This is a genomic window from Paenibacillus sp. PK1-4R (assembly GCF_030369595.1).
GTDB lineage: Bacteria > Bacillota > Bacilli > Paenibacillales > Paenibacillaceae > Paenibacillus.
The window spans coordinates 5,577,363-5,601,834 of sequence record NZ_CP126535.1 but is presented as its reverse complement, the minus strand read 5'-3'; the positions used below and the strand labels follow the sequence as shown (position 1 = coordinate 5,601,834).

The window sequence follows — 24,472 nt, the reverse complement described above, 5'->3', positions numbered from 1 at the left end:
CTGAGAAAGGTGTGCAGCGGTAATGGGAAAATCATTTGATCTGTCATTGGTTCTGGATTTCATCCCGGAACTGCTACGATATTTGCATATAACACTGATTGTACTGGGTGGTTCCATCGTGCTCGGACTGGTGGGCGGCGTGCTTCTGGCCGTTCCCCGGCTGTATCGGATTCCGGTACTAAGCCAGTTGGCTACCCTGTACGTCTCATTCATGCGGGGCACACCGATCCTGATCAAATTGTTCCTGGTGTATTACGGATTTCCCGAGCTGCTCAAACCCATTGGCATCGACCTGTCGAGAACCGACCCGTTGTTATTTGTCATTGTGACCTATGCGCTTAGTGATGCGGCATCCTTTGCCGAGATCTTTCGCGGAGCGGTGCGCAGTGTGGATAAAGGCCAGACGGAAGCAGCCTATGCTGCAGGTATGACCACATTCCAGTCTTTTCGGCGGATTGTTGTTCCACAGGCACTGATTGTTGCTTTTCCGAACATGGCCAATACGTTAATCGGTTCATTGAAGGATACTTCTTTGGCCTTCTCCATTGGTGTCATGGATATGGTGGGCAGAGGGCAGACGTTAATTTCGGCTACATCGCACGCACTTGAGGTGTATATCAGTCTGTCTGTGGTCTATTATGTCATTGTCATTGTGCTTGAAAAAGGATTTGCCTTTGCAGAACGCAGACTCCAGCGTCATGAACGCAAGAGAGTTGTACGCAAACCGGCAATTCGAGCCAAACGCCTGAAAGAGGTTGTTCAAAAAGTCCGCTTTTGATTACGAATCATGCCTGGCGGCATCATCAGCATCGAAGTTGAAATTCAGCCGAAATGTCCGTTGCTCACGTAGTTTTCCCTACGCTCCGCTACTCCATTTCTAACTTCATTCCATCTTCTCGGTACTGAAAACCAGACTTTTTGAACTCTCACTGAAACGAATAGCGGGGTGAGCATATGTCGATTGATCTCCAGTTTATCTATACATCTTTTTTTCAAATCCTGAAGGCATTGCCACTGACACTTGTCATTACGATTGTTCCGTTGATTGCAGGCTTCGGAATCGGTCTGGCTACAGCTCTGATCCGTATCTATCGCGTGCGGTGGATTCACCGTATTGCTGACTTCTACGTTTCTTTCCTGCGTGGAACACCGATGCTGATGCATCTATTCCTCATCTATTACGGCATTCCGATGATTATCGATAAGCTAGCGGAACGTTACGGTTGGGCTTTTCAATCCTCGTCGATTCCAATTCTCGTATTTGTACTGATTGCTTTCTCGCTCACTGCGGGCGCTTATATGTCCGAGATTATCCGTTCAGGTATTCTTGCTGTGGATATCGGCCAGATGGAGGCGGCTCACGCTGTAGGCATGAGCACATTCCAGGCTTTAAGGCGTATCATCATCCCTCAAGCGATCGGGGCTGTATTGCCTAACCTGTGCAGTATGTTTGTTGGGTTCCTGCATGGATCAACACTCGCTTTTACCGTGTCTCAGATGGACATACTCGGTAAAGCGGATGTGGTGGCATCCGTCAGTCTGAAGTTTCTGGAGGCCTTTATCGCCGCAGCGTTTATCTACTGGGGGCTGACCATCATTGCCGAGCGGATCACTGCTCTGCTTGAGCGTCGGGTTGCCGTGTACAGCAAAGGAGGCGTGTCATGATTAAACTAACAAACATACACAAAACTTTTGGCAAGCAGGAAGTATTGAAGGGAATTGATCTGACCGTGGAACAGGGCGATGTCGTAGCGATCCTTGGACCGAGCGGATCAGGTAAAACAACGCTGCTGCGCTGCGTCAATTTTCTGGAACGTGCCGATGAGGGCGAGGTTCAGATCAGTGGATTAAGCGTCGATTGCAAGCATGCACGCAAACATGACATTGTGCAGTTGAGACGAAAAACGGCGATGGTGTTCCAGCATTATAATCTGTTCAAACACAAGACAGTGCTGGATAACGTCACCGAGGGATTAATTATTGCCCAGAAAATGTCCAAAGCCGATGCCCGCACGCGTGCCTTGCGCGTGCTTGAACAAGTCGGACTGTCTGCCAAAATCAATGAGTATCCAAGTATGTTGTCAGGTGGACAACAGCAACGGGTGGGCATCGCCAGAGCACTGGCACTGAATCCCGAAGTGATTTTGTTTGATGAACCGACATCAGCGCTGGACCCCGAGCTTGTGGGTGAGGTGTTGTCTGTCATCCGCTCCATTGCTCAGGAGGGGATCACCATGATTGTAGTCACCCATGAAATGGGGTTTGCCCGTGAGGTGGCAAATCGGGTTGTTTTCATGGATGGAGGTTCCGTTGTGGAGGAAGGAACCCCGGAGGAGGTGTTTGTACGTCCCAAGCAGGAACGTACTCGCCAATTCCTCAGTCGATATTCTTCCGACTGGAGTTATGTCATCTGACGATATAGGCGCAAGCTGTAGTAACTGACGATCCCGGCCCGGCATATGCTGTAACAGGCAAATGCTGATAGGCCGGGTTTTTCTATGGGTGAAGCAGGCCGTGACGGTAAGGAGGAGGACCATGCAGAGCAAAATCGATGAAATCATCACACATATTGCACACTCTCACCAGCAGATCGCACGTGTGCTGGATGCCAAACGCCAAGTCGCTGTACGCATGTCTGAAATCATCAATCATTTGCCAGATATCGAACCGGAGTTGGATGGCGTTGACGGTCTGCTGGATAGCTCTGGGCAAATCAACAAAAGCATTATCTCTTACTTGGGGGGCCTTGCAGATCTGGAAGAGGCTGTAGCCGAAACGCTGACCCAAGTCATGCGGGAGATCGCGGTTCAAGAAGAAGAATAAGCCCGGAAGGCGGGTGAAGGAACATGAGTAGAGAACAGAGCCTCATTCTGATGCTGGACGCAGCAGCCAAAATGCAGTGGAATATTGCCCTGATTCTGGAGGCAAAAGCGATTGAGGCCGAGAAGGTACGGAACTGGACGCTGAATCATTTGAATGGGGATACCTTTCTGACGCATGGGGATCAGGTAGGCGAGCCGCTTAAAATGCATGATCAGCTAGTGGAATTGCTGGAAGGATTAACCCGGATGGAGACCGGACTGTGCAACAATCTCAAAGCGGTGATGGTGCAGAACGATAGCGAAGATGGCGGCGGTATGGACGGTGGCATGTTTGGCGGCATGGATCTGGGAGACCTGGGAAAATGAGTCTGATGCGGCGTGAGCAGGAAGCCAAACTGGCGCTCATTGAATCCATTGCACACAGTCAGCAGGCGCTGGCACGCATTCTGGACAGTGTAGCCAGTGTAACCGCTCATTCGGAAGTATCCGCCCGCAGTCTGGCCGAGAACATTCGTTTGCTGAGTCGCTATCAGGCAGAAATGTCTCGTATGGTTACGGGAATCAGGCTGGCCCGAATCCAGCATGGGGAGCCTGGCTTGCCGTGGCTCAAAGACCCCGGGTGTGCAATTCGTATCGTTCGGGACATACAGGAGGAATGTTGACATGTTAAAGAAGAAGAAAATACGACTGAGAACCAAAAGAGCTTTGGTAACCCGTGGAGCCCGTCTGCGCAAAATTCGCAAACTGCGTGCGCTCAGAGCCAAACGTGTTCTTCACAAACGCCCACTTAAAGGACGCAGTGCGTGGCTCAAAAAAAAGAAACGTGCGGTACGGCGGCACCGGAGTCCAAAGCCCGTACAACCAGTCGTCCCGGCTACCCCTACCGATCCGAACCCGGACGGTGCGTACAGCCAGGGATACAACGAGGCGTACAACGAGGGATTCAACGCGGGTTTCGCCAAGGGATTCGAGGACGGACATCAGCTGGCGTACAAAGCACAGTAACCGAGTAGACAGGATTATTCCTGCATGGAATGATACCTGTCCAACAGTGCCAGTTCAAAAAGACCGGTTTTCAGTACCGAGAAGATGGGATGAAGCTAGAAATGGAGTAGCGGAGCGTAGGGAAGGCTACGTGAGCAACGGACATTTCGGCTGAATTTCATATTCGATGCTGGTGATGCCGATAGGCATCCTTCGTAATCAAAAGCGGACTTTTTGAACATCTTCTAACAAATGATGTTAGCCCGGGGGGACAGATCCCTCCGGGCTATTTGCATCGCCGCAAAAGCGGACATGCCCGTACAGGCGGATGTGGAGGGCAAGCGCCAATTTTGCGCCTTGCAGGACACCCGTCCATGATGCATCTGACCCCGAGGCATATCCTTTAGAGGGAAGACCAATCTCGGGGAGAGTCTGGAAGTGAGATCTCCTGAAGGAAGACAGGGTGAAGAATGTGGCAAAACGAAAGCACCGTCCGCTGACCGAAGCGGAAACGGCTTACCGCGGCGGATATGCAGAAGGCCGCAGATTTGGCGGCTGTCAAGCCATGATGGAGCGGGTGCAGATGTTTGAACCGACCCTGCGGGATATGAAAGTGTTATATATCCCGCAAGGATTCGATGCCATCGATGAAGGTGTCACCTTGGCTCTGCAGCAATCTGTACGTGAATGCGTTGTTGGATCGCCAGCAGCGATGTTGCAGGAAGCCAGTCAGCATCGGCCCGATGTTGTGCTCGTCATGAATGGTCTGCATGTATTTCCCGCAGATCATGTGGAGCAGGTGAATGGCATACGTGCACTCGGTATCCGAACTGCCGTGTGGTTTGTGGATGATCCGTATTTCACCGAAGATACAACGTCCCTTTGCCAGCACTATGATGTCGTGTTCACGCATGAAGAGGCCGCGGTGCCCTTCTACCTGGCACATGGAGCGAACCAGGTCATCTATATGCCACTCGCGGTGAATCCAGGCATGTTTCAACCGCGGCGCGCGGCACCGCAGCATCAACACGACATTTGTTTTATCGGTACCGGATTCTGGAACCGGATTGCTTTGTTCGACGAGCTGGCCCCTTTTCTTGCGGACAAAAAGGTATTCATTGCGGGTAGCCAGTGGAATCGGCTGGCACGCTTTGATGTACTAGGCCGTTTCATCCACGAAGGATGGATTGCTCCTGGAGAGACAGTGGATTATTACAATGGCGCCAAGATTGTCATTAACATTCACCGTACTTGCGAGAATGGGGAAGACAATCGCAACACACATCATCTTGAAGGTCACTCGATTAATCCACGCACGTATGAGATCAGCGCCTGCGGCACAATGCAGATTACGGATGCACGTGCAGATTTACCCCGTTATTATAAGCCGGGATATGACATCGAGACGTTCACCAACGCAGCAGAACTTCAGCGCAAGATCCACTATTATCTGAAGCATGAAGAAGAACGACAGGCGATGGCGTGGCGGGGACTTCTCACCACGATGAACCAGCACACATTCACTCGCCGCATCGGTCAGTTGCTGGAACATTTGTAATCCCCGTCTGAAGTGCAGCATCAACGAGAACCCTATCCCAAAAAATAAAGGAGTGGCGGTATGTCTCTCAAACACCGTAAAACCAAAAAGGTTCATGCACCCGTACTGAGCCTGGCTGATCAAGCACGCAAAAATGGGCAACATGCCGGATATGACGCAGGTAAGGAAGAAGGATATCTGCGCGGTCGGGCCAACTATATTGTGAATTGCGCACAGGAACCGTTGCCTTTCCGACAGCTTCACGTGCTGTATGTATCCTCGGGTAAAGGCTTCCCTTACTCCCCGTTGGATGAGGCCATTATGGCCACGCTACAGGGTATGGTAGCTCAAGTAACCCTCTCTGATCCGCGTCAACCGGTATCTGAAATTGCGCTGCAGACGCGTCCTGATCTTGTGCTTGTGCTGGATGGAATGGATATCCCCATCGAGCATATCGATGCGATTCGCCAAGCGGGCATTCAGACGGCGATCTGGCTCACGGATGACCCGTACTATACAGATATGACGCTGGATATTGTGACACATTTTGACCATGTCTTCACGTTGGAACTGAACTGTATCGATCTATATCGACAAATCGGCTGCGCGTCAGTTCACTACCTCCCTTTTGCCGCATTCACTAATCATTACTTTCCGATTACAACTCCTTCCCCGTTAAAACGGGATGTCAGCTTTATCGGCTCGGCCTATTGGAACCGGGTATACTTCTTCAATCCGATCATGCCTCAGTTGATGTCACACAATACGGTATTTAACGGAATCTGGTGGGACCGTCTGCCTGACTATACTGCCTATGGCGAGAAGATTGAACTCGGGCGCTGGATGAGTCCGCCGGAGACCAATGATGTGTACAATGGCACCAAAATTGTCATCAACCTGCACCGATCCCACGAAGATGATTCCGTCAATAATAATCACCTCAAAATCCCACCAGCCTCACCGAACCCGAGAACGTTTGAAATTGCCGCGTCCACGACGCTGCAGCTGACCGACGCCCGGGATGACATTGCGCGTTTCTACAAACCGGGTGTGGAGATTGAGACATATTCCTCGCCACAGGAGTTACTCGACAAAGTGGAATATTATCTTACTCATGAAAAGGAACGCCGTGAGATTGCACTTCGTGGACTCGAACGTACACTGAAAGACCACACGTATGGCAAAAGAATTAATGAAATGTTAACCATCATATTCCCTTAATTCTGGCCGGGAGGAGGTGTGCACAGTACCCTGTATCGGTTACCCGTGTACAGGGTCCGTGCGGCCATGGCAACGAAACCAAAGATGATGTTATTTTCACATGTGTGCAATACTCGCAGCATTACAGGCGCCGAGAAGCTGCTGCTTCATTTTATGAGAGAGATCGGTGCAATCTTTGAATGTGTGCTCGTAGTCCCTCAGGAGGGGAAGCTTGCGGGGCTTGCGCGGAGATTCGGCATTCAGGTCAAAATATGCACTCTGCCGATGCTTCACGGTGTGTACACACCTTACCTGGGCATTGCAGATGATGCGGAGCATCTTCGCCATACACCAGCGTATCAGGAAGCGGTCTCCCTCATACGGGAGACTGCTCCCGATATGGTGTTAACGAACACCTGCGTTAATGTGATGCCGGCTGTAGCGGCAAAGTCCCTTCAGATTCCGGTCATCTGGAAGATTACCGAGATCATTCATACGAATGAACATACAACCGAGGCGATCCAGATGATTGGGCGTTACGCGGATTGGATTATCGGTATATCCGAGACAGCGGTAGCCCCATTTCAAGAAGCCGGCATGGGTGACAAAGTGACCATCATTTCCCCAACTTGGGAACCCGCGCTACCCGCACCGGACCGCTGGGTTCATCTGCGTGAACGCAAGCGTAAGGAGCTCGGTTTCAAATCATCCCAGACCTGTATCGGTTATATTTCTTCATTTATATATGATGCCAAAGGGTTGAAACCTTTTGTGGATATGGCCTTGAGGATCTGTGAAACGCATTCGCGCTGTCGCTTCTGGATCATCGGGGCACCATCGGATAAAAAGTATTACGACGAGTGTGTATCACGGGTGAGAAAATCCGGGTATTCACGCCGGTTTACCTTCACCACATTTGAAGAGAACGTATCTCTAGCGTATACCGCGATGGATATCCTGGTCATCCCAAGCATGGTCAAGGAAGGATTTGGCATGACCGCACTGGAGGGGCTCTATTTTGCCAAACCGGTCATCGCTTTTGCCCAGGGTGGACTGAAGGAATTAATGGAATCCGTAGGCAGTGATACATTTTTGGCCCCGCCGGGCGATACCGAAGCGCTTGTCACTTTGGCAACAACCTTGCTGAATGATGCAGAGCTGGCCTCAAATACGGGGTGGCGCAATCGGACAGAAGCGGAAAGGCTCTACGGCGTTGAAACCTACCGAACGAAACTGCATACGATGGTGACACAGTGGTTATTGCGTTTTCCCGGATGGTTTGCTTATATCCAACCTCCGAATGGACCTGTGTATACCCATGGGGAGGGAGGACTACGCACTGTACTGGTTCTGGAGCCGACTACGGTGCGGGCACTGTTATTCCCACTGACCGTCATACAGGCGTTGCCACATTCCTCATTACCTCCAATCGCATTGGGTCACGATGCTCCTGTTGCCTCAGGTACTGGCCCAGCTGCAAAGCCGATTCAACAGAGGGGCAAAACGCGGAAACGTCGTCGCAAGCCACTTGCACCTCATTCTCGCCGAGACCGTGAGGGGCTGAAACGTACTTCCGGAACTGGCAGACGTAAGGGGAGAACCCGTACAACGAAGGGACCGCGTCCACATATGGGGAAATCGGCTAGTCGCAGACGCAAATCTGCCAAGGCAGGACGTAGCCGAGCAGGGCGCAAGGGTTCCAATACAAGATGAAGGCAGGGATTACGATGAAGATCATGACGGTGCTGGGTACGAGACCTGAGATCATACGGCTCAGCCTGATCATCTCCAAGCTGGACCAGTACGCGTCCAAACATATTCTGGTGCACACGGGACAGAACTTCACGGAAAGTCTCAGCGGTCTCTTTTTCAAGGAAATGGGCCTGCGCGCACCGGATTACGTTCTTCAGGATGAAGCGGCCTCTCTGGGACGACAGCTATCCTCGATGTTTACGCAGATGGAAGATCTGATAATGCAGGAGAAGCCCGATAAATTGCTGCTGCTTGGCGATACCAATAGCGCATTATGTGCAATATTGGCTGAGCGCATGGGTGTTCCTGTTATTCATATGGAAGCAGGCAATCGTTGCTTCGACCTGGATGTGCCTGAAGAGAAAAATCGTAAGGTTATTGATGCCATCTCCACCGTTAATATGCCTTACACGGAACAGAGCAAGAAACATTTGGTCAGCGAAGGGGTACCAAGCAGGCGCATCGTACTAACGGGCAATCCCATCTATGAAGTCATGCAGCACTACGACGCGCAAGTAAGTTCGAGCAAAATACTCAAAAAGCTCAAGCTGAAATCCGGGCAATACTTCCTGGTTACTGCCCATCGAGCCGAGAATGTGGATCATGCCCCTCATTTGCTGGAGATTATGAAAGGACTGAACCAGGTCGCAGAGGAACACGGGTTGCGTGTGATCTGCAGTATTCATCCGCGTACCGCGATCCGGATTGCGGAGCATCTGCAACTGGAGATGAACCCGCTGGTGGAGTTTCACGAACCGTTTGGATTCTTCGACTTTGTAATGCTTGAACGTCATGCACGCTGTGCACTTACGGATAGCGGTACCGTGCAGGAGGAGTGTTGCATTATGGGCGTGCCGACCGTAACGATGCGTCGAACTACCGAGCGACCGGAAACGGTCGATTGCGGCAGCAATGTAGTCTCCGGTCTGGATGCCGCGCGCATCGCTGATTGCGTGAGAGTCATGACAAAGATGTCTAGCGACTGGGATTGCCCGCAAGGTTACAAAGCCACAGATGTATCCAGTAAAGTGGTTAAATTTCTGCTTGGAGGGAAAATGCATGTTTGAAAATAAGCGTATACTCGTGACTGGCGGTACGGGATCATGGGGTTATGAACTTGTGGCTCAACTACTGCCCCAGCAGCCCAAAGAAATTATTGTATATTCCCGGAACGAGTCCAGCCAAGTGGCTATGAGTCGTGAATTTGAAGACCCGCGTCTTCATTTCCGGATTGGAGATATTCGTGACAAGGATGCCTTGACGGCGGCTTGCCAGCATGTAGACTATGTATTTCATCTGGCAGCGCTCAAGCATGTTCCGGTGTGTGAAGACCAACCGTACGAAGCACTCAAAACCAATGTGATTGGTACACAAAACGTAATTGAGGCTGCTATTGAGAACAAGGTGGAAAAAGTAATCTATATCTCGACTGACAAGGCTGCCAATCCGTCCAACTTCTATGGCATGACAAAAGCGATCGGCGAGAAATTAATTGTATATGCAAACTTGTTACACAGCGATACCAAGTTTGTTACGGTACGGGGTGGGAATGTACTGGGAACAAACGGAAGTGTGGTACATCTGTTCAAGAATCAGATCCGCCAGAAAGGGCAGGTCTCCATCACGGATATGAGTATGACTCGATTCTTTCTTACGCTGAAGGATGCAATTACCTTGCTGTTCAAAGCTTCGGTGGAAAGTGTCGGCGGAGAGATCTTTGTCATGACGATGCCTACCTGCAAAATCGTTGATCTCGCAGAAGTGCTGATTGAGGATTCCGGTGTGGAGAATGTGAGCATTGTGGAACGTGGCATTCGTCCAGGGGAGAAAATCCATGAAATATTGATGAGTGAATTCGAGAGCATGACCACCGTTGTCTACGATGAGCAGTACCTGGTTATTCTTCCTACCCTGGGTATACCGGGTCTGCGTGAACATTATACCAATTGTCCCCCGGTCTCCTTTAACAGTTTCAGTTCTGAACACCAACTCATGACCAAAGAGGAGATTCGTGAAATTCTGAAACGCGGAGGATTCTTGTCATGAAACTGCTGATACTTGGTGGAAACGGAATGGCCGGCCATATTTTGGTCGACTATTTCCGCCGTCAAGGTGTACACAGCGTCTTCTACACATCTCGGGATGTAACGGACCCCAATGGTCTGCTCCTGGATGTGAACGACAGCTTCATGGTTGATCGATTGGTAGAAGCTGTGCACCCGGATGTGATTATTAATGCTGTAGGTGTGTTGAACAACTTCGCAGATGAGGACAAAATTACTGCATATCATATTAACGGTTTCCTGCCACATCGTCTGCGGCGGGTTGCAGATACGATTGGTGCACGCCTGATTCATATCAGCACGGACTGTGTGTTCAGCGGGGAACGGGGAGCATACCGGGAAGATGATGTTACGGATGGGACTTCAGCTTACGCCATCACCAAAGCCCTAGGCGAAGTTCAGGATGAAGGTCATCTGACGATCCGTACGTCCATCATTGGACCCGAGATTCGCCAGGGCGGCATTGGTCTGATGCAATGGTTTATGTCCAGCACAGGTGAAGTCGGGGGGTATACCCGCGTATTCTGGAACGGTGTGACCACACTTGAGCTGGCCAAATGGGTAGACCATTACCTGGCCTCATCGGTTAGTGGTCTGATCCACCTAGCTCATCCGGCACCTGTCAGCAAGCATGACCTGCTTGTATTGTTCAAGCAGACCTGGGATAAGCAGGATGTGACGATTGTGCGTGATGACAGTGTAGTGCAGGACCGTACGCTGGTGTCCACTCGCGAGGATGTGAAGACAGACCTGCCGGATTATTCTACAATGCTGAAGGAGTTGGCATTATGGATGGAGCAGAGCTGAGAGGCAAGAACGTACTGATTACAGGCGCCTCCGGTTTTACCGGGCGACATGCCGTATCTTATTTTCGGGAAGCGGGTGCAGTGGTTGCAGCGGTAGTCCGGAGGCCGGATGTGTATTCATTTGGTAAAGATGCACAAGTCCATGTCTGTGATCTGAACGATAAACAGCAAGTACGTCATCTGATCGGCGAGGTGCAGCCCGACTATGTGCTGCATCTCGCTGGCAAAAATTCAGTGCCTGATTCGTGGTCTGATCCGCTACTGGTCCTGGAGACCAATGTGATGGCCGTGCTGTATTTGCTGGATGCGCTTCGTAGTTGTCCGACAGCACGAACCGTTATTGTAGGATCGCGGTTAAAATATACGCCGGAACCTGGCCGGATTCCCCGGCCTCCGCATCCATACAGCCTCAGTAAAGCGCTGGAAGAGATGGTGTCGTTGTCGTGGATGTCGCTCTTTGGACAACAGATCATGCTGGCGGAGCCAGGCAATCTGATTGGTGCGGGTCCTTCCACAGGCATCTGTTCACTGCTTGCACGCCATGTTGTTGCCTGTGAGCAGGCGGGCAAAACCGAGGCATTCCGTCTGTCCGGACGGGACAATACCCGTGACTTTCTGGATGTGCGGGATGCCGTCAGAGCATATGCGACCCTCCTGGTACACGGGTCCAGCGGTACAGTATACCCGGTGGTGTCTGGAGTCGAGCGCAGTCTTGGTGAAATTGCAGATCTGCTGTTGTCCATGACAGAAGCGGAAGTCCCTGTTCGCTGGGATGGGGCATCTTCTGGTCCGGATGGTTCGGGAAAACAGGAGGAATTATCACTGCTGCGCAAGCTTGGCTGGCAGCCGATGATTCCATTTGCCACATCGCTTCAGGATATCCTGAGTGATGTTCGTGTCCAGCAAGGGAGGACGACAAGTTGAATCCGAGAGTATCCATTGTCATTCCATTTTACAACTGCCCTTATGTGCCTCAGGCAATTCAAAGTGCGCTGAACCAGACGTATCCCGATGTGGAGATCGTTGTTGTGAATGACGGTTCAACCCGGCATGCAGAGTTGCTTCAACCCTATCTTCCTTATATTAATGTGCTTGGCAAAAGCAATGGCGGGACGGCTTCGGCACTTAATCATGGCATCCGTCATGCCTCTGGTGATTATGTAGCCTGGCTCAGTTCGGATGATTATCTGTACCCGGATAAAATTCGGCATCAGCTGGAGTTTATGCAACGTGAGAATGTGCTCGTCTCCCATACGAACTTTCATTATATCAATGAACATTCCGCAGTGACCAAGTTAAACGGAGGACCTGCACCGATGGCCGATCTGGATTGGCTGCGAGTGTTCGTTAACAGCAATCCAGTCAACGGTTGTACTGTCATGATCCGCAAGGATCTGTTCAGCGGAGTGGGATTGTTTGATGAGCTTCTGCCCTACACCCATGATCTGGATCTCTGGATGCGGATTTTGCTGAACGGTCATCGGTTTCCGTACCTGAACGAGTCACTTACCGCATATCGTTGGCATGGTGGAATGGGATCGGTACGTCATGCGGATGTCATCGGCAGAGAGGCATCCATGGTATGGTCCAGATATCGGGAACCGCTGTTGCAGCGAATAGCGACGCTTGGCGGGTAGCGTAGGGAGGGCAGTTATGAAAGCCAAAAGATGGCTGATTAACGCCCTCTTTGCGCAGCATTTTACCTAAGACAGTAAGAGGAGGGACATCTAATTGTGTTGTCATAATTAATAATAGAACTATAATTACTGAGAAATATATAGTTGCGCAGTTTTATGTCGTATTTTCACTTTATAAAGTGTTTTAATCATTTTATTGATATGAATAAAAGACTTGCTGGACCTATGTCAAAAAAGTAGACACTACGCTGCGGATTTGTCCGTAAATTTCATCGCAAAACGAGCAGGGGAAAGATATCCTAGCGCGCCATGCATTCGCTTGGGGTTGTAATAGAACTCAATGTACTGATAGATAGCAGTATAGGCCTCTTCCGGTGTCTTAAAACGAGGGTTGCAGTATTGAGTTCCTTCTTTAAAATACTGTGCCATGACTCAATACAGGCGTTATCATAACAGTTTCCTCGGCGGCTCATGCTTTATTCCATTCAGTATAATTTTTAGTTGCTCCACGTATTCTTTTGACGTGTATTGAGAGCAGCGATCCGAGTGATGGAGTAATCCCGGAGCGGGGCGTTTGGCCTTGTAAGCTTCCTCCAGTGCACTTCCATAGGTTATATAGACGCCAGCCTACAATTTCACGTGTGCACAAATCCAGAACGCTGGCGAGGTATAGACGACCTCGTCGGCAAGGAATGTAGGTGATGTCGGTAACCCATACCGTATTCGGTTTGGACGTTTCAAATTGCTGATTCAGCGTATTTAGCGCAAGGGGATGGTCGTGTTTGGAATCCATAGTCTGAACGCGATATTTGGGCATGACCACAGAACGTAGATTCATTTGACGCATGTATATACTGACGGTACGGGAAGAGATTCGCAACCCTTCTAAACGGAGCAGATACGTAATTTTAGGGCTTCACACCGCATCTGGTGGTCGTAAAAATGATAGCGAATACGCTTCATGACCTGGCCTTTTCGGTTCTGCCGCTTGCTGGTTTGGTCCATTCGCCATTTTTAATATCCGCTCCGTGATACTTGAAAGGTTCTGCACATCTTCTCCAAAGAAAACTCGGAGCGATGATCTTCCACAAACTGAAATCTTAGCTCTTTGGTTTGCTGAAGATGTGCACTGCTTTTTTTACAATCGCCAGTTCTTCTTGTGTATCCGCAAGCGTGTGCTCTTTCTAATGAAGCTACCGGCGCATCTCATGAAGCTCTGCTTCCAGTTCCTTCACTCGATCTATGCTGGCAACAGGCTCATGTTTTAGTTCGCGGTACTTACTCATCCATTGGTGCAACGTACTTTTTGGAATGTTGAGTTCTTCTGCCAAATCTCCAAGTGTCTTCGTCTGCTCTTGAATGAATTTGAACGTTTGTTTCTTGAATTCTTCGTTATATCGTTGCCGCTGTTCTCCCATGTGGACACCTCCGTTAGTCTTATTATCCTTCCGTCCGTTAACGGGTGTCCACTTTTCATTCTAGCTCCATGCTGGATGCGTTGAGAATGATCAGAAATATGAGATCTAAATTATTTATGATATTAACAGAGGAGTTCGTCAATTCTGTATAGAAAGCATAGGATACTTTAAAAAGTTTGAATCATATAATGATGGATTCAAAAAGGGTTTAACATGGTGTCACAAGCGTAGTGAAAACAGAAATCGTTTTAGGAGGATTAGATACCTATTTACTCGACTTGTAGTAGTATGCCTGAGTGAATTCGCTTTAAGGGTCCATATTAAGAGAGAATTCAGTCTCATTTCCCTAGCAATTTCATAACGAGTAGATTTATGTCGTACTCCCCACGTAGAGTTAGCCACCCCTTTTTAAAAGATCGATATTTGCCTTAAACTACGCCATGTTCCAACGCTCGCGAACTTTTTCTGTGGGCGTCCTACGCAAATGTTTCTTGCTCAGATGGTATCCTATCAATAACGATCCGCTCACACTTCGACTCGTATCTTATTTCGAATCTTAAGTTGCCTGGTTATCTCTCGGTTACTAGTTTAAAAGCTTACATTTTCAATTTCTCAAGTGCATGAGAAATAAAGGGATACCAAATTATGATTTCAGCAGTCAAGATTAAAAAATAAAGACAAATAAATGTTTAAGGACAGTGCATTAGAAAACTACTCAAGCACTGACTGGAAATTCAATTATGAATTTAGGTTGCTGTTGATAAGCTTTTATTGTACAAATTAAAGTAGTGTGCCTGTCTTCTTAGCAATTCATCGTGTTTACCGCTCTCGACGATTTGACCGTCCTTCATTACCAGAATCCGGTCTGCATTTTGAATGGTCGATAATCGGTGTGCAATGACTAATGTTGTCTTTCCAATCATCATTGTATTCAACGCTTCCTGAACAAGTCGCTCAGACTCATTATCTAAAGATGCAGTAGCTTCATCTAAAAGTAAGATCGGCGCATTACGAAGAATTGCTCTTGCTATAGCAATGCGTTGCTTCTGGCCACCTGAAAGGTTTGAGCCTCTTTCACCAACTTCAGTTTGGAAGCCATCTTTCAAGTTAGTGATGAATTCGTAAGCATTTGCATGAATTGCTACCTGGACTAATTCTTCCTCTGTAGCCTTCTGATTTCCGTATATGATGTTTTCAAGAATAGTTCCGGAAAAAAGGTAAGGCTCTTGAGGTACCATAGAGAAGTAACTTCGAATTTCTTCCTCACTTAAGTTTTCATAGGACTGACCATCAACTGAAATGGTTCCTTTTGAACTAGGATACAAACTTAGTAATAGTTTAAATAAGGTTGATTTTCCGCTCCCACTGGGACCAACAATGGCAACAAACTCACCTTTGTTAATATTTAAGGACAAGTTTTGTATTACAGATTCATTATCGTATTCAAAGTGAACTTGATTCATTATTAAATTGTTAAACGAATTCTGAACGTGTTTCGCATCTTTTGGTGCGCTTAATTGTTCTGGCAATACGTCCAAAATTTCAGAAATTCTGTCTGCGGCTCCCATAGAATATTGGAAATATCCCCATATGCCTGAGAATGCTATGAAGGGCATAATTAAGTAATTCATAAGTTGGGTAAAAGCGACTAAGCTTCCTACAGTCATATCACCTTGAGAAACGAAATATGCACCGAGAATGAATGCAATAAGGAATGCAATGTTTGCAACGACTTGTGTAGTGGAATCTAATGCGCCTCTCATTTTACCGTTTTTAAGTTCTAACTCAAATATTGTCTCTGCTTGTTTCACGAATTTTTTGTGGAAAATATTTTCTAGTGCAAAAGTTTTGAAGAGGATGCTTGATCCCAAAACATCCTGTAAAAAACTAGAAGTCTGTCCGTTCTGATTTTGTAAATCGTTAGAAAGCTTTCTCATAGCTCTACCGAAAACGATTGCAATAGCTAAGGTGACTGGGCTAATCAATAAGCATATAATCGCAAGTTTCCAGTTTATTGAAACTAAATAGATGAAGGAAAAGATAGCGAGCAGAGGGTTTTTAATTAGTTCTATAAGTGTATTTCCAAGCGCGTCACCTACCAATGAATTGTCATTGGTCAGTCGGGTAACCAATTGTCCGGAATGATTTTTATCATAAAAAGGTTGTTTTAATTGAAGAAGTGTAGTCATTGTCTTTTTCTTGAGATCGTTACGGATCATACTGGCCACTTTAGCTTTTAAATATGTATCAGTGTATGCATTTAAACCGAGTATAGCTAGAATAGTACATCCTGCATAAACCATGAATATCAATTGTGAGGAGTCTTGTATTATGGCCGCATCAGTTATTCTGGAGATAAACCAAGCAAAGGATAAATTTAGTGCAATGCCAATAAGCATTGTAAAGGCTAAGGGTATATAGAGATACCAGTATTGTTTTAGATACGCTCCAATAAACTTCACAGTGTTTCACCTCTTAGTTTCAGTAAGGTTTAGTTATTTCCTCTTCCAATTCAGCCTTTACTTATGGGGAGCTATGATAATACCCAAAGTAATGGCTAATTTTAGTGTTTCAAGTGTAATTCCTGGAGTAACATACGCTTCAAAAATTGGTTTGATTTGAGAAAAATTCTTTGTTCGTCTTTAAGATCAAGGTGGTCAAGATCAACAACACCAATTTTCAAATTTTATAGTCTCTGTTTATCAATATTATTCATTAGAATTAATTCCTCACCACGCTTTTATTTTGAGTTTATTACTCAAGATCGGTCATTGAAATGCTTAAATCATATTCATAAAACGTCTGTATACCGTCCAAATAGATTATATGTAAAAGAGAATCGAAACTCAAGATCAATAGACTATGTCATTTCGAAAGTGTGGATCGCTTATGAAGTTAAATATCATAGGGTGGACTGTGCGAAATTTGGGGATTGAAAGGATAAGAAGAAAAAAATATATAAGATATACTTGGTTTGTAATGTTTATTTCTGTAATTTATACATGGGCTATTGTTGTATTTATGAGACCGTTAACTGTAAGTTAAACGTTACTATACCTGTTAGAGGTATTATGAATAATTATTTTTCGCGGTGTGAAAACATGTTCTTATAGAGGTTTGAGGTGTATCTAATCATTTTCCAAGTGCTAGTTCAATAACCAAGAGGGTAAAGTTTATAATGCCAAGGAATCAAATATAGTAGTTTTGAAATTTAAGTGATTTATTTTTTTTTCTAAGATCCCCTTTTAAAGAGGCTGGAGGAATTGGAATTCCAAAAGCTAACGTTGAATGATGCGAGACATGGCGATATACAATAGAATTTTATGTTTGTTATTTATGAAATTATACTTAAATGTGCTTCCGGGATACCGCAGATGTCCAATACCGATCGAATTGATCTTCATATAATAAAGGAAAGCAATCGCTGCGCACAGACAAGCGGAGGAGGGGAAGGCCTGAATGGAGCCAAAAGTATCGATCGTCATTCCTTTTTACAATTGTGCTTATATCGAGCAGGCTGTTCACAGTGCCATTCACCAGACGTATCAACATATTGAAGTCATCGTGGTGGATGATGGGTCAACCGAGCACGTGGAGAAGCTACAACCATTCATGGATTCCATCCGCTATATTCACAAAGAAAACGGTGGAACCGCGACAGCATTAAATGAGGGCATCAAACATGCAACAGGGGATTACTTTGTCTGGCTCAGCTCGGATGATGTGATGCTGCTGGATCGGGTGGAGAAACAACTGAAGTTTATGCGAGAGGTCAAGGCTTCATTCTGCCATGGTGCCTACCATTATGTGAATGAGAAGAGTGAATGGTTGGATACGGTGCATCCGGAAGTGGGAAGTCGTCTGGAGATGTTGCAGGTACTGCTGGAAGGTTGTCCGATCAACGGCTGTACTGTCATGTTAGAGATGGAAGCATTTGAGCGGTTTGGACTGTTCGATACTGATTTTCGCTACACCCATGACTATGAGATGTGGATGAGGCTGTTTCCAATGTATGAGCTGTTCTACTACAATGAACCTCTGATGTGTTACCGATTGCATGAGTCGATGGGTACCAAACGTCACTTCAAGGCACTGGTTGCCGAGATGGAAAAAGTTCAAGAGAAGCATAGACCTATTTTACTCAATTTGCTTCAGGTTGGCGGGTATTGGAAGTAGATGGATTTGGCAATGATGGCTGAGTGGATTAGTTTTTAAAATGGTAGGAGAGCACCTTTATGAAGCACTTTTAATGTGCTATAAGTGGGGAGCTCTTTTTTTGTTCCATGGACGATCCGTGGATAGAAATGTAGATGGGTTGCTGAAGTCTCTGTATAATGAAATGATTCATACACGGAAGGGACTGGACTATGCGCAGATATCAATATCTTAAACCGAATCATTAATAAACTAATGGAGGTAAAAGAATTGATTACAGAGTTACACACAGAACGGTTATATTTGCGAAAAATGAACGTATCGGATTCGGCCAGCTTGTTTAAGATTTGGTCTGATCCGGATGTTACTAGATTCATGAATATCAGTCATTTTACGGATGAGAATCAAGCTATAGCGATGATTAATCTTCTGAATGATCTTTCTCAGGATAACAAGGCTATTCGGTTCTCCATCATTGCGCAAGAGTCCAACGAAATCATAGGTTCATGTGGTTATAATTCGCTGGATTTTGACAATCTTAAAGCAGAAATTGGGTATGATATTGCCAGATCACACTGGGGAAAAGGATATGCTACGGAAGCGATCTCTTCTTTATTAGCTCACGCCTTCTCGACTATGAAGCTGAATCGAATTGAAGCAAAGGTTGACCCCCATAATGTGAATTCAATCAAGCTATTACAAAAGCTAAATTTCACATATGAAGGCACTCTCAGAGCATACGAGAGGGTAGGCGAAACGTTCATTGATCTGAATATGTATTCCAAGTTGGCGACAGATTAATAAGATCTGTAATAGCGTGTTCTCGGTCCATTAGAACACATTTGAAGCGAGCAAGGGGTGTCCTCAGTCATTCATATGACAGATGGGACACCCCTTGTTTGATATTTCGGCATGTTATATAAAGACGGCATATCATTGGACGACTCAATCTTTTGAATTCATGATCGCCATGGATGCAGGATCGGGAAATACATATCCTTTAGGCAGCTTTTTCATCAATTCATTCATTACAGCGTAATCCACGTCGATGTGAGGTGTGGAAACTGGAGTCGAAAACCAGCGGTTGTACAGATCACTCGGTACAAGTAACGTCATATCGTAAGTCCTCCTCTGTAGATGGCTTCTTGGTAGACTTGAAATGTACGCAATCCCATCACTTCCAGTGAACGGTGTTGTTCAGCCCAGGCTTTCGCCGCCGCACCCACTGTTCTCCGGGTAACATTATCCTCAAGTAGTGCATCCAACAGTTCACGGAGCGAGTCGACATCCTGCGGAGGAACAACCCATCCCGTACGTCCAGGTTCAACCATCTCGGGCATGCCGGCTGTGCCACTGACGATAACAGGTACACCCGCAAGTTGCGCTTCGGTAACGGAGAACGGCTGGGTGTCCTGCAGGCTGGGCTGGACATAGATATCTGCATGGCGCAGGAAGGAAGGAATATTGTCCAACTTGCCCCAGAACACAACATCCGCTCCAATACCCGTTGACGCGGCCTGTGCTCGCAATTCATCGGTTAGATTGCCTTCACCTGCGATCCAGCAGACCCAATCAGAACGTTTATTTTTCAGACTGGCTAAGGCCTTGATTAACACATGAACACCCTTGATGTATTCAAGTCGTCCGGTAAAGGCAATGACTTTCTTGCCCGCAGGTGGTCGCTGGCGGAACTTCACAGCTGCTGAGGCACGGTAGGCTGGGAGATCTACAGCATAGGGAATCTGTCTGAACTTTGATTCAGGAACGGCAAGTTCTGTAAGCGTACTCTTGATCCAGTGGCTTGACACGAGAATGAGCTCGGACTGTGCTGCACTTCTCTCTTCCAATGAGAGAAAATAACGTCCACGCTTGGATTGCAAATATGAAGGGAGAGTAAGCTGTGGGTTGGAATTTTGAGCATCGTAAAAGGCTTCGCGTGCAAGAGCGCCATGATAGCTTGTAACCAGTGGGATATTGCGGTTCAAAATGCGTTTTATGGCTACGGCAGCTACCGGATCTTGCGCATGAATAACGTCATAGTGGTCCACTCCCAGATAAGCGGCCGCCATCTCGAAGGCATATCTATTCAGTTCATAATAAGCGAGAAGAGGATCGGCAGTGAATTGTGGCAGATCAGTCGGATTGAGTTTGGCTTGCAGCATGGGCCACACCTTATCCTTGGAGAAAGCGCGATTCAGATTACGAACATATACTTCGTTATTGGCACCATTTGTGCCCATGATATCAACCTCTACACCAAGCGCCATCAGCCTGTCGGCCAGTTGTTTAACATATGTCCATATGCCTCCCATATGTGTAAGCTCCCAATACGTAACGAGCAGAACTTTCATAGCTACCTCCTTGTCACGACCTGCACCGGCCGAGCTTCTATCCTTTTATTCTATGAAAAAAGAGGACCGGAAGGTCGGGCATTTCCGTGTAATTGGTCGAAAATGGGTGAATGCAAATGGCAATGGACGAGAGGAAGCATATCCTATGTACAGGAAGGTTCATGTGCTCCGAAGGAGGGATCTACAGTGGCGGTATATTTACTTGAGATTCATGAGAATCTGTTACAGACATTTGTTCCCGTCAAGTACATGGATGTGGAGTTGGCCTATGTGGGCGGCGAGGAAGGGACGGATGTATTTGTTGGTGGAGCCAGTATTCACGGAGAACTGTACCGACACCTGTTTCACCTAACGGCATATTCGGGGGGAGCGGGCGGTAATCAGGTCATTCATAATCTGGATGTGTCATCCGAGCCTCATGAACTGAGGATCATCAGCAACAGCTCTTCACCGAAGCATCTGGTTATTCGAATATATTGCAGAAGTATTCACGGTCAGACATTGGGCATACTGTCAGAATATCAGATGATGAAGCTTGCAGATTGATATGGACATCATTGCATAGTCATGATTAACCAACGTGTGGAGCAGGGAAGGTGCCTGTTCCATTTTTTTGTGGTGGATCCATAAAAGAAATGCCTGAAAAAATAGCTTGACAGCAAAGGTATTTTCATTAGAATTAGATCAGTATTAAACGAAAGTTTAAAACGACGATTTAAAACGATAGTTTGAAATTAGTCGTCAATATAGGCTGAGTGAGACGCATGGATAAGCCTGCGATCTCCTGGCTGGAAAAGAGTGTGGAGAACGTGAAAGAACAAACAGCAGTATCCCAGGAGCCCGCAGAGTTTTCAATCAAAACGATTATACTGCCACTCCTGGCTATTATCGTCGGTATGATCATGGTTATTCTGGACAGCACGGTGGTGAATGTAGCCATTCCGAATCTCGTTCAATATTTCGAGACGGATCTTAAAACCATCCAATGGACGGTTACGGGTTATACCCTGGCTTTGTCTGCGGTTATTCCACTGGCAGGCTGGTTAACAGACCGCTTTGGTGCCAAAAGAGTATTTCTGTTCACGATTGCCATGTTTACCTTGGGTTCTGTATTATGCTCGATTGCCCAATCACCTGAGCAATTAATCATTTACCGTGTCATTCAGGGCCTTGGTGGAGGCATGGTTGCTCCTATTGGTATGGCAATGGTCTTTCGTCTGGCTCCTCCTGAGCGAAGAGGTTCCATCATGGGGATGCTGGGAATTCCGATGCTGCTTGCCCCTGCATTGGGTCCGGTCTTGTCCGGGTGGTTTATTGAATCACTGAGCTGGCACTGGATCTTCCTGATTAACTTGCCCATTGGTATTGCAGCTTTCATTCTATGTATCAAGTTTTTGCCGGATACAGATCGTGGACGCACACCTGCACTGGATCTGCTCGGCATGATTCTGGCGCCAATTGCGTTCTCGATGCTGGCTTACGGTGTGAGTGAGGGTGGAACGAGCTGGACGTCTGCAACAACTTTGACGGGTGTCATTGTGGGTGGTGTAGCGCTCATTATGTTCATTATTGTGGAGCTTCGTCATCAAAATCCATTGCTCGAACTCCGGGTATTCAAATCATCTGATTTCTCACGGGGAATTATTCTCGCATGGGTGTCACAAGTGGCGCTGTTCGGTGCGATGATCCTGATCCCGCTTTATTTGCAGCAGATCAAAGGATACACTGCACTGGAAACAGGATTGATTCTACTGCCACAGGCGTTGGCTTCCGGAGTGGGTATGCCTCTTGGTGGTCGGTTGTTTGATAAAATCGGTGCTAGACCTCTGGCCTTTGTGGGTCTGGGTATTATTTCGGGAGCATTGTTTATTCTGTCCTCCATTACGGCAGAGACAGGTCTTGGCCTGATTATAACAGCTCTGGTTATGATGGGTCTGGGTATGGGCCTGTCCATGATGCCACTCAATACGCATGTATTAAATGCTGCACCGCGTAAGTTGGTTGGACGGGTGACACCGCTCACGGCGGCTGCACAGCAAGTGGTCGTGTCCTTTGCGGTTGCAGGGCTTACAGGCTTCCTTACTTCAAGAATCGCAGACAATACAACGAGTACAGAGCCGACCGCTATCGTTCATGGTTTGGTGGCTGGTTTCAATGATACGTTTTTCCTGGCCGCTTGTATTGCATTGTTCGGATGTTTGCTCAGTCTGATTCTGCGCAAACCTAAACCGATGCAGGAAGAAGAACTTCAAAATGGCGACAAGCCTGATCCCGCGATGATGATGGGACACTAAGACTCTATAAAAACCATACTAAGGCAGTTCAGAGAAATTTTGCTGAACTGCCTTTTTTGTTATGCTCAATGGAAAATTCGCAGTGCTGTCATCATTTCACGGAAAGAAATGGCATATCGATCTGGTGAAAAAGACAAGCTCATATGCTGTCTGCCCTGAATGCGAATATACTCACGCAGTTTCTTGTTATTCATCAGGTCCCTTGCTTCGGCTACAGCGGCCTCTACATTTCCAATTGGATAAAACTTACCAGTCTTATTATGTGTGATAAATGAACGCACACCATCCGAATCCGTGCTGAGCACCGGGCAGCCACAACTGATGGCTTCAGCAACGGCATAACCGAATCCTTCAAGCAGGGAAGTGGATAACATGATGCCCCCTGAAGCGGCAATCATGGAATAATATGCAGGCATCTGAGAATGAGGAACATTGATAAAAATGCCAATCCGATCCTCAAGCCCGTATTCTGCCAGCATGTGCCGGAACATGACTTCATCTTCTGGATTAGCCAAAGTTGGATCGTGGAACAACCATAGTCTGGCTTCCGGATTTTTTTTGACGATTTCACTCGTTATGATTAAATATTCACGCCAGTTTTTGTTGTGTTCAAGTCGTCCTACCCAAGCCAGCACCGGATAGGGTGGGGTATCCACTAAGATTGGTGCGAAGGTGTCCGTATCCAGCATATTGGGAATAACAAATCGATGAAGCCAAGGGCAGATATGAATGAACATATCCAGCAGGTGGTCTGTGGGAGGTATAACGGCAGCATCGCAATGAGCTTGGAGGTAAGGGACACCCATCTGTATCGTTTCCAGAGCCTGATCGCGAGTTCCGAGTCCCTGCGCTTCAAAAATAATTCGTCCCGTATAACCAAGTCCTCTCAAGCGGCCGGGCATAGCGATGTCTGAAGTGGCAATGATGGCATCATAATGATGAGTATGGATGATATGATGGATATCCTCGTCACTGGATGCGGTGAAAATGGGCGTATCACTGTTGTTCTGCAATCCCGAGCCTGTGTTGAGATACAATAGGTGCGCTTCAATGCCATGACGTTTCAGAACAGCGGTGCGCAGTCGATTTAACGTATCCACGCCACCGCTTGGAATATAAAACGTGAATAATACTTTCACACGATTCACCCTCTGACTTTTGGTCAGGAGCACATTCTCCTGTACTCTATGTTACGTTGGCTCTAAGTGCAGGGTGTGGGTGTTAACCGGATTGTTCACATTTTGGACAAAAATTTTTAAGCTGTCTTTTAAGTGTCATTAAGCTGAGGCTAGGATAGCTCACGTAAGATACAAGGAACTTCCCGTGTCTATCATCTATTACATAAGTTCAACATAACATTTACACGATAAACGGAGAGGCAGAAATAACTTGAAGAAGCGAAGCGTTCGCCTAAAAGCTTTCTGAAAAGAAAGCTACATCGGAAGCATACGCT

The 24,472-nt window shown here is 47.1% G+C and carries 26 protein-coding genes; 19 read left to right on the top strand and 7 right to left on the bottom strand.

Translation table 11 applies throughout. The features are described 5' to 3' along the window. The first annotated feature begins 22 nt into the window (after positions 1-22). From QNO02_RS24355 to QNO02_RS24285, 15 genes are all read left to right on the top strand, one after another. Entirely contained in the window at positions 23-778 is a 756-nt protein-coding gene (locus QNO02_RS24355; protein WP_289390279.1) for an amino acid ABC transporter permease, read from the top strand. 176 nt (positions 779-954) lie between these two features. Further along, on the top strand, positions 955-1,665 hold the full coding sequence (locus tag QNO02_RS24350) for an amino acid ABC transporter permease (protein ID WP_036673453.1): 711 nt from the start codon (positions 955-957) through the stop codon (positions 1,663-1,665). Then, positions 1,662-2,414, top strand: coding sequence for an amino acid ABC transporter ATP-binding protein (locus QNO02_RS24345; RefSeq protein WP_289390278.1), 753 nt, complete (start codon positions 1,662-1,664; stop codon positions 2,412-2,414). The genes QNO02_RS24350 and QNO02_RS24345 overlap by 4 nt, the downstream gene beginning before the upstream one ends. Before the next feature lie 121 nt (positions 2,415-2,535). Next, positions 2,536-2,823, top strand: a complete 288-nt coding sequence (locus QNO02_RS24340) for a hypothetical protein (RefSeq protein ID WP_017692509.1) — start codon at positions 2,536-2,538, stop codon at positions 2,821-2,823. 23 nt (positions 2,824-2,846) lie between these two features. Further along, a complete protein-coding gene (locus QNO02_RS24335) occupies positions 2,847-3,188 on the top strand; it encodes an alpha-helical endospore appendage domain-containing protein (protein ID WP_289390277.1) in 342 nt (113 codons plus the stop codon). After that, positions 3,185-3,484 (top strand): hypothetical protein, encoded by a 300-nt coding sequence (locus QNO02_RS24330; RefSeq protein ID WP_017692511.1) that lies wholly within the window; start codon positions 3,185-3,187, stop codon positions 3,482-3,484. The genes QNO02_RS24335 and QNO02_RS24330 overlap by 4 nt, the downstream gene beginning before the upstream one ends. Before the next feature lies 1 nt (position 3,485). Beyond that, entirely contained in the window at positions 3,486-3,827 is a 342-nt protein-coding gene (locus tag QNO02_RS24325; protein WP_133387074.1) for a FliH/SctL family protein, read from the top strand. A gap of 442 nt (positions 3,828-4,269) precedes the next feature. Next, the gene (locus QNO02_RS24320; protein ID WP_091020899.1) at positions 4,270-5,364 is read left to right on the top strand and encodes a CgeB family protein; all 1,095 of its coding nucleotides are present in this window, start codon (positions 4,270-4,272) and stop codon (positions 5,362-5,364) included. A gap of 60 nt (positions 5,365-5,424) precedes the next feature. After that, complete coding sequence (locus QNO02_RS24315; RefSeq protein ID WP_091020900.1) at positions 5,425-6,564, top strand: CgeB family protein; 1,140 nt, start codon at positions 5,425-5,427, stop codon at positions 6,562-6,564. A gap of 66 nt (positions 6,565-6,630) precedes the next feature. Then, complete coding sequence (locus QNO02_RS24310; RefSeq protein ID WP_133387075.1) at positions 6,631-8,256, top strand: glycosyltransferase family 4 protein; 1,626 nt, start codon at positions 6,631-6,633, stop codon at positions 8,254-8,256. 14 nt (positions 8,257-8,270) lie between these two features. Further along, complete coding sequence (wecB, locus tag QNO02_RS24305) at positions 8,271-9,362, top strand: non-hydrolyzing UDP-N-acetylglucosamine 2-epimerase (RefSeq protein ID WP_133387129.1); 1,092 nt, start codon at positions 8,271-8,273, stop codon at positions 9,360-9,362. Continuing rightward, positions 9,355-10,341, top strand: a complete 987-nt coding sequence (locus QNO02_RS24300; protein WP_017692517.1) for a polysaccharide biosynthesis protein — start codon at positions 9,355-9,357, stop codon at positions 10,339-10,341. The genes wecB and QNO02_RS24300 overlap by 8 nt, the downstream gene beginning before the upstream one ends. Then, positions 10,338-11,165: a dTDP-4-dehydrorhamnose reductase family protein gene (locus QNO02_RS24295; protein ID WP_036605842.1), complete on the top strand. Its 828-nt coding sequence runs from the start codon at positions 10,338-10,340 to the stop codon at positions 11,163-11,165. Before QNO02_RS24300 ends, QNO02_RS24295 begins: the two co-directional genes overlap by 4 nt. Next, entirely contained in the window at positions 11,147-12,088 is a 942-nt protein-coding gene (locus tag QNO02_RS24290; protein WP_289390276.1) for an NAD-dependent epimerase/dehydratase family protein, read from the top strand. The genes QNO02_RS24295 and QNO02_RS24290 overlap by 19 nt, the downstream gene beginning before the upstream one ends. Beyond that, entirely contained in the window at positions 12,085-12,801 is a 717-nt protein-coding gene (locus QNO02_RS24285) for a glycosyltransferase (protein ID WP_133387077.1), read from the top strand. Before QNO02_RS24290 ends, QNO02_RS24285 begins: the two co-directional genes overlap by 4 nt. Positions 12,802-13,044: 243 nt before the next feature. Here QNO02_RS24285 and QNO02_RS30370 read toward each other — a convergent pair whose 3' ends face one another. From QNO02_RS30370 to QNO02_RS24275, 4 genes are all read right to left on the bottom strand, one after another. Next, positions 13,045-13,230: an IS3 family transposase gene (locus QNO02_RS30370; RefSeq protein WP_353959080.1), complete on the bottom strand. Its 186-nt coding sequence runs from the start codon at positions 13,228-13,230 to the stop codon at positions 13,045-13,047. Between the two features lie 40 nt (positions 13,231-13,270). Next, positions 13,271-13,594, bottom strand: coding sequence for a DDE-type integrase/transposase/recombinase (locus tag QNO02_RS30365; protein ID WP_353959132.1), 324 nt, complete (start codon positions 13,592-13,594; stop codon positions 13,271-13,273). A gap of 400 nt (positions 13,595-13,994) precedes the next feature. Continuing rightward, the gene (locus tag QNO02_RS24280) at positions 13,995-14,219 is read right to left on the bottom strand and encodes a transposase (RefSeq protein ID WP_289390275.1); all 225 of its coding nucleotides are present in this window, start codon (positions 14,217-14,219) and stop codon (positions 13,995-13,997) included. Positions 14,220-14,965: 746 nt separating this feature from the next. Next, complete coding sequence (locus QNO02_RS24275; RefSeq protein ID WP_289390274.1) at positions 14,966-16,681, bottom strand: ABC transporter ATP-binding protein; 1,716 nt, start codon at positions 16,679-16,681, stop codon at positions 14,966-14,968. A 997-nt stretch (positions 16,682-17,678) separates the two neighbouring features. On the opposite strand from QNO02_RS24275, the gene QNO02_RS24270 reads away from it, so the two are divergent. Together QNO02_RS24270 and QNO02_RS24265 are read left to right on the top strand one after the other, a co-directional pair. Beyond that, a complete protein-coding gene (locus QNO02_RS24270) occupies positions 17,679-18,395 on the top strand; it encodes a glycosyltransferase (RefSeq protein WP_133387078.1) in 717 nt (238 codons plus the stop codon). A 249-nt stretch (positions 18,396-18,644) separates the two neighbouring features. Next, positions 18,645-19,175 carry a GNAT family N-acetyltransferase gene (locus tag QNO02_RS24265; RefSeq protein WP_289390273.1) on the top strand — a complete coding sequence of 177 codons (531 nt, stop codon included), beginning with the start codon at positions 18,645-18,647 and terminating at the stop codon, positions 19,173-19,175. Between the two features lie 144 nt (positions 19,176-19,319). Here the strand turns inward: QNO02_RS24265 and QNO02_RS24260 are convergent, their stop codons facing one another. Further along, on the bottom strand, positions 19,320-19,490 hold the full coding sequence (locus tag QNO02_RS24260; RefSeq protein WP_167483784.1) for a hypothetical protein: 171 nt from the start codon (positions 19,488-19,490) through the stop codon (positions 19,320-19,322). Continuing rightward, positions 19,487-20,725, bottom strand: a complete 1,239-nt coding sequence (locus QNO02_RS24255; protein WP_289390272.1) for a glycosyltransferase family 4 protein — start codon at positions 20,723-20,725, stop codon at positions 19,487-19,489. The genes QNO02_RS24260 and QNO02_RS24255 overlap by 4 nt, the downstream gene beginning before the upstream one ends. 186 nt (positions 20,726-20,911) lie before the next feature. On the opposite strand from QNO02_RS24255, the gene QNO02_RS24250 reads away from it, so the two are divergent. Continuing rightward, entirely contained in the window at positions 20,912-21,271 is a 360-nt protein-coding gene (locus QNO02_RS24250; RefSeq protein ID WP_091037706.1) for a hypothetical protein, read from the top strand. 218 nt (positions 21,272-21,489) lie between these two features. Next, on the top strand, positions 21,490-23,019 hold the full coding sequence (locus QNO02_RS24245; protein ID WP_240768305.1) for a DHA2 family efflux MFS transporter permease subunit: 1,530 nt from the start codon (positions 21,490-21,492) through the stop codon (positions 23,017-23,019). 65 nt (positions 23,020-23,084) lie between these two features. On the opposite strand, the gene QNO02_RS24240 is transcribed toward QNO02_RS24245, so the two are convergent. Continuing rightward, complete coding sequence (locus QNO02_RS24240) at positions 23,085-24,158, bottom strand: glycosyltransferase family 4 protein (protein ID WP_289390271.1); 1,074 nt, start codon at positions 24,156-24,158, stop codon at positions 23,085-23,087. Positions 24,159-24,472: the final 314 nt, after the last annotated feature.